The following is a 6534-nucleotide window of genomic DNA, read 5'->3' as shown; positions in this document are numbered from 1 at the left end:
CGCCAGTTCGCCCATGCGCCAGCGGCGGAGCCCAGCTCATATCCGGCGCGATCTGCACATGACTGTCACGCGGGTTGGCCTGCCGGAAGCGCGCCAGCACGGCGGCCTCGTCTTGCACGGCGCAATCCACCGTATAGACAAGCATGATGGCGGAGCGACGGCGAGCATCATGCCCGCGTTTAAAGACGCTGAAGTGCTCAAGGGCATCACGGGGGATAGCCAGCCGCGCGCAGATGGCGTTTTCAAGAGCCTCGGGCGGGTGATCAAGCGGCAGGCGCAGTTCGGTCAATCGCAGCATGGGACGGTTCTATCATCCATAAAAACTGACAGGGTCAAAACTGCGCCATCCCTAGTCGCAAAAACCCTTCTGGCGCAATGTCCAACAGGCCTTGCCCTTTGGCGGGCAACACTCTGCCCTCATGGCCCGCACGCGCCCCCTTGTGGCTGCACCCAAAGGGCGGGATACAGGAAAACACATCCAGCCTGTCCCCTTTTTCGGTTGACCAACCCCGAGGCATGCCCATGTCCCAGCCCCCCACGCCGCCCCAGTCTGGACAGCCGGACCACACCGACAACACCTCCCATGCCCACACACCAACGGTGAACACGCATGATGTGGAGTCGGATCAGCACAGCCATGACGCAGCAGGTCATGACCATAGCGTGCAGGGCCATACGCACGACGACCATGACCACGATCATGACCATGCAGGCCATGATCACCACGGGCATGATCACGGCCATAGTCATGGGCATGGGCACAGTCATGCTCCGGCTTCGTTCGGGCGGGCCTTTGCCATCGGCATGGCGGCCAACACCGTCTATCTGATCATTGAAGCCATCTGGGGCACGCTGTCGCATTCCCTGTCACTACTGGCTGATGCAGGACACAATTTGTCCGACGTGATGGCTCTGGGCGCCGCATGGCTGGCAAACGTGCTGTCACGGCGGGGGCCGTCAGCACGCTTTACCTACGGGCTGCGCCGCTCATCCATTCTGACAGCGTTGGCCAACGCGCTTGTGCTGATGCTGGTTACAGGCGGCGTAGCGTGGGAGGCCATTCTGCGCCTTGTCGAACCACATGGCGCGGAACCCATGGGCAGAACCATGATGGTGGTGGCGGCATGCGGTATTATCGTCAACGGTGCCACCGCCCTGCTTTTTGCCTCCGGCCAGAAGGAAGACCTGAACGTACGCGGAGCCTTTGCCCATCTGATGGCCGATGCCCTGACATCCCTTGCCGTGGTCATTGCAGGGGCTCTGGTGCTGCTGACAGGGCTGAACTGGATCGACCCGGCTATAAGCCTTGGTATTTCCGTGGTGGTGGTACTGAGCACATGGTCGCTTTTGCGGGATTCGCTGGACATGGCTCTGGACGCAGTACCCCGCTCGGTCGATAGCGCAGCCCTTGAAGCAGCCCTACGCGCCCTGCCCGGGGTTGCCGACCTGCACGACCTGCATGTATGGCCCCTGAGCACCACAGAAACCGCGCTGACGGTGCATCTGGTCAGCACGGCGGAGGCTTCGGGCGAGCAGAACGCCATATTGCTGGCACAGGCTGTTGAAACCCTGCGCACGCGCTTTGCCATAGCCCACCCCACGGTGCAGATCGAAAGCGCCGCCTACGCCCCTTCATGCCACCTGACAGACCCCAACACGGTCTGACCCCCGCCGCCGGAGCCTGCCCCCTTATGCCCCTGTTCGTTCTGCCCGACAGCAACAAAGGCATTGCGCTGCTCAGCCTACTGGTGAGCGTACTGGCGCTGACACTGAAATACGCGGCCTATACCGTATCGGGCAGCGTGGCCCTTGGCGCCGATGCGATGGAAACCATCATCAACGTCGTATCCGCCGCCGGGGGGCTATGGGCGCTGGGCATTGCCGAACGCCCGGCGGATCACAACCACACCTACGGGCATTACAAGGCCGAATACCTGTCCGCCGTGGCCGAAGGTACACTGGTGGTGCTAACAGCCTTCCTGATCGGGCGCGAGGCCATTGAGGGCTGGCTGTCACCGCACCCCGCTCTTGCCCCATGGTCCGGCCTTGCGCTCAACGGTACTGCCACCCTGCTCAATCTGGCTGGGGGCTGACCATGCTTCAGGCAGGCCGGGCACGCCGCTCGCCCGCGCTGGTGGCAGGGGGGCAGCATGTGCTGTCCGATGTGTGGACAGGGGCAGCACTGGTTGTGGGTGTGGCCCTTATTCCCATCACCGGCTGGGCCCGGCTGGATGCGCTGCTGGCAGGGTTTGTTGCCCTGAACGTACTGCGCGTGGGCTGGGAAGTCATGCGCGACTCCATTGCGGGGCTGATGGATCAGGCCCCCGATGGCGCAACGCTGGACCAGATCCGCGATATTATCGCGGCCAATGGGCAGGGTGCGATTGAAGCCCATGATATCCGCACCCGGATCGTGGGGGCCATGACATTTCTGGATTTCCATCTGGTGGTGCCCGGCAGCATGAGCGTGGAAAAAGCCCATGATATCTGCGACCGCATCGAAGCAGGGCTGCGTGCACAGATGGGCAGCACGCTGGTGCATATCCATGTCGAGCCTGACCGTCTGGCCAAACATGAGGCATTGTCTTCTGGCCACGGCCTGCAACACCCCCTGCCGAGCCACCCGCAAAGGGGCGGACCTAACCCGCCAGAGCATGCCAGTCTCCCCGCACGCATGAAACCTTTGCCATGCCGGGACAGATGCGGCTATGGGGGAAACCGGACAGACCCAGCCGCGTTTCCGGCCCAGTTTCCATCAGGCGGACCCGACCCATGCACCCCAGCGTGAACACCACGCTCGAATCCCTCCACCAGTTCCGTGATCTGGCCCGAAACGGCACTTTGAACTGGCGGCGCAAGCTCATTTACTGGTCGGGCGCGGTGCTGGTCGGCCTTGTGGCCGTAGGCTTTGCGGAGCTGGCCGATGCCGCAAGCCATCTCCGTGCGCGCATTACCCATGTCAGCCCGCTACTGATGCTGGTGGTGGCCCCGCTGGGGTTGGCCCTTTCCACATGGCTGACACGCCGCTGGTTCCGTGGCGCACAGGGCAGCGGCATCCCTCAGGCCATTGCCTGCCTGCACCTGCATGACATGGTGCTGGTAGACCGGATTCTGGCCATACGGATTGCGCTGGCCAAGATTTTTCTCACCTGTCTGGGGCTGCTGGCCGGTGCCTCCATCGGGCGTGAAGGCCCGACCGTACAGGTGGGAGCTTCCATCATGCACATGGTGGGGCGGCAGGCGGGCATGACCAACGTGACGGGCATTCATGCCCTAATCAAGGCCGGAGGGGCCGCCGGGGTTGCCGCCGCCTTCAACACCCCGCTGGCGGGAATCGTGTTCGGTATAGAAGAACTGGCCCGCTCGTTCGAGCAGCGCACCAGCGGCACCATGCTGACCTGCGTGGTCATTTCGGGTGTGACGGCCATCGCCTGATGGGCAACTACACCTATTTCGGCCACACCTATTCGGCCGTGCCGGTCGGGGCGAGCTGGCTGGCCGTTCTGGCCTGCGGCGTGCTGGGCGGGCTGAGCGGCGGCATGTTTTCCGCCCTTCTGGTGCGCGTATCGCGCGGGATACCGGGGCGGATAGGCGCTTTCATCAGCCGCCGCCCTGTGCTGTTCGCGGCGCTGTGCGGCCTTGTACTGGCCATTATCGGCATTGTTTCCGAAGGCATTACCTACGGCACCGGCTATACGCAGGCGCGCGATATCATCATGGGGTCGGATCAGTATCCGGCCTATTATTTCGTGCTCAAGCTGCTGGCCACCTTTGTCTCTTACTGCTCGGGCATTCCGGGCGGGCTGTTCGCACCATCTGTCCATCGGGGCGGGCATGGGCGGGTGGGTTGCCCAGTATCTGCCGCACACGGCTTCAGGCGCGGTGGTCCTGCTGGGTACGGTGGCCTATTTTTCCGCCGTAACGCAATCTCCCCTGACAGCGACCGTCATTGTCATGGAAATGTGCGACAACCAGCAGATTACCTTGGCCCTGATGGCGAGCGCCTTTCTGGCCTTTGGCATTTCACGCGCCCTGTGCAGCCACGCCCTGTATGGCGCGCTGGCCGTGCGCTTCCTGCGCACCACGAGCGCTGGGCAAAAAAATGCCGCCCCCGCCCCCCGGCCCGATTCCACCTCCCCCACCAACCGGTAACCGATGGCCAGCAGGGCTGGCGCAGGCACCCCGGGTGGCGGGGTCTCTGGTTTCCGAGCCCCTGCTGTCCTATATGACACCCATAACGCAGCCAGAACGGAGGGTTCTCCCATGTCCGATGTATCCGGTATTTCCGCCGACATCACACAGGCCGACGAGCCAGATAACCGCGTGCCGGTCACGGTCCTGACCGGCTTTCTGGGAGCGGGCAAGACCACGCTGCTGAACCATATCTTGACCGCCGAGCACGGCCGCAAATATGCGGTTGTCATCAACGAGTTCGGGGAACTGGGCGTGGATAACGACCTCGTGGTGGATGCCGACGAGGAAGTGTTCGAAATGAACAACGGCTGCATCTGCTGCACCGTGCGTGGCGACCTGATCCGTATTCTGAACGGACTGATGAAGCGGCGCGGCAAGTTTGACGGCGTGATTGTCGAAACCACGGGTCTGGCCGACCCAGCCCCCGTAGCGCAGACCTTCTTCGCAGATGAAGATGTGCGCGAAAAAGCCCGGCTTGATGCGGTCGTGACGGTTGTTGACGCCTACAACATCCTGACCACCCTTGAAGAAAGCCCCGAAGCACGCGACCAGCTTGCCTTTGCGGATGTGATTATCCTCAACAAGACCGACCTGATGGACGAGGCCGGACTTGCCCGCGTGGAAGAGACCATTCGCCGCTTGAACAGCGCCGCCCCCATCCACCGCGCGCAGAAAGGCAATGTCAAACTGACCGACGTGCTCGATCGCGGTGGTTTCGACCTTGCCCGCGTACTGGAAGCCAGCCCCGATTTTCTGGAAAACCCCTCGCACGAGCATGAGGAAGACATTTCCAGTGTCTCGCTCGTGGTGAAGGAACCGCTTGATGCCGGTCGTTTCCAGATGTGGGTCAGCGCCCTGTTGCAGGAAAAAGGCGCTGATATTCTGCGCACCAAGGGGATTCTGAACTTCGCGGGCCAGCCTGACCGCTTTGCCTTTCAGGCCGTACACATGATGGCCGATGGCGATGCCATAGGCCCGTGGAAAGCAGATGAAGCGCGTGAAAGCCGCCTTGTGTTCATTGGCCGCAACCTCAACCGGCCCCAGCTCCGCCGTGGGCTTGAAAGCTGCATTGCCGCATGAACACGCAGCATTCACAAACCCTGTCTCCCGGTGGCTGATTGACAGCCGGGGCGGTGTGCGGGTTGTCGAAGGTGAAATCACGGACTGCGTAGCTTCACGTGATTCCAGCCGTTTCGCCTTTGCCACGGTAGAGGCGATGTCGTTGTCCTGCACCGCGAAGACGTGCGCACCCCCGCAAGCTGGACATCTCACGCGGTGCATGATGGCCCGGCCCTGACCCTGTCCGCCGATACATTGACGGACTGCTTCCTCAGCGGTGGGGATGACGGGCGGCTCTGCCGTCTGGACCCCACGGGCGAGATCGAGGAACTGGGCAAGGGCCGGCGCTGGGTCGAGCATGTCGTAACCTATGTGGACCCCAAACTGGCCATTGTCGCCTCTGCCGCCGGGCGCGAGGTGGAACTGCGCGATGCGACGGGCCGCACCGTGACCCGCACGCTGGAGCACCCTTCAACGGTAGGCGGTATGGCGTTCGACCCCCGTGGCAAGCGTATTGCGGTTTCGCACTACAATGGCGTGTCGCTGTGGTTCACCCAGTCCAAGGATGGCAGCCCCCGCCTGCTGGAATGGAAAGGCAGCCATCTGGGCATTGTCATGCACCCGCAGGGCGATGCCGTAGTGACTGCCATGCAGGACAACGACCTACATGGCTGGCGTCTGGCTGACGGCCATAACATGCGCATGAGCGGCTACCCGACCAAGGTGCGTTCCATGGCGTTCACGCGCGATGGCAAATGGCTGGTAACAAGCGGGCTGATGTGGTGGTCATGTGGTCGTTCACAGGCAGCGGCCCCATGGGCAAACCGCCGGTAGAACTGCCCGGCTCGGGCGGCGCATTGTGCACCCGCGTTGCCTGCCACCCCACACAGGACGTAGTAGCCGCAGGCTTTGCCGATGGCTCAGTGCTGATGATCGATATCGAAACACGCCGCGTTCTGCCTGTTTCGCTCAATCAGGGTGGGGCCATTACGGCTCTGGCGTACAGCCCGGACGGCTGCATGCTGGGCTTTGGCACCGAGGAAGGCCTGATCGGGGCTGTAACGCTGGCCTCTGAATAAAAGGTCAGGCCCGGAAAAGGTTCGGCGGTGCCCTTATGGTGCCGCCTGTGCCTGAGCGGCAAATGCCGCTACGGCCTGCGCCACCTCCGCCGGGCGTTCAAGCTGGGGCAGATGCCCGGTCTGTTCCAGCAGTAGCTCATGTGGGGGCGGCACCAGCCCTTGCGTGTTGGGGAGCGGCAGCACCGCATCCTCCAGCCCCCAG

The 6534-nt window shown here is 62.8% G+C and carries 3 protein-coding genes and 4 pseudogenes; 5 read left to right on the top strand and 2 right to left on the bottom strand.

From position 1 onward, the window contains the following. A pseudogene (locus tag JCM25143_RS19965) lies at positions 1-298 on the bottom strand (FAD-dependent oxidoreductase); the annotation flags it as partial. Between the two features lie 119 nt (positions 299-417). Further along, a complete protein-coding gene (locus JCM25143_RS24410) occupies positions 418-768 on the bottom strand; it encodes a hypothetical protein (protein WP_234395315.1) in 351 nt (116 codons plus the stop codon). On the opposite strand from JCM25143_RS24410, the gene JCM25143_RS14025 reads away from it, so the two are divergent. From JCM25143_RS14025 to JCM25143_RS19950, 5 genes and pseudogenes are all read left to right on the top strand, one after another. Next, entirely contained in the window at positions 664-1665 is a 1002-nt protein-coding gene (locus JCM25143_RS14025; protein WP_234395313.1) for a cation diffusion facilitator family transporter, read from the top strand. The two genes, JCM25143_RS24410 and JCM25143_RS14025, sit on opposite strands and share 105 nt — an antisense overlap. A gap of 26 nt (positions 1666-1691) precedes the next feature. After that, a pseudogene (locus tag JCM25143_RS19960) lies at positions 1692-2643 on the top strand (cation diffusion facilitator family transporter). 129 nt (positions 2644-2772) lie between these two features. Further along, positions 2773-4152 (top strand): annotated as a pseudogene (locus JCM25143_RS19955) (chloride channel protein). Between the two features lie 111 nt (positions 4153-4263). Continuing rightward, positions 4264-5274 carry a CobW family GTP-binding protein gene (locus JCM25143_RS14010; protein WP_025861668.1) on the top strand — a complete coding sequence of 337 codons (1011 nt, stop codon included), beginning with the start codon at positions 4264-4266 and terminating at the stop codon, positions 5272-5274. Next, positions 5264-6332, top strand: a pseudogene (locus JCM25143_RS19950) (WD40 repeat domain-containing protein). Before JCM25143_RS14010 ends, JCM25143_RS19950 begins: the two are co-directional and overlap by 11 nt. Positions 6333-6534 lie beyond the last annotated feature (202 nt).

Source organism: Acetobacter papayae JCM 25143, assembly GCF_000613285.1.
Taxonomy (GTDB): domain Bacteria; phylum Pseudomonadota; class Alphaproteobacteria; order Acetobacterales; family Acetobacteraceae; genus Acetobacter; species Acetobacter papayae.
The sequence above is the reverse complement of the archived record's forward strand: the minus strand, read 5'-3'. Positions and strand labels throughout refer to the sequence as shown.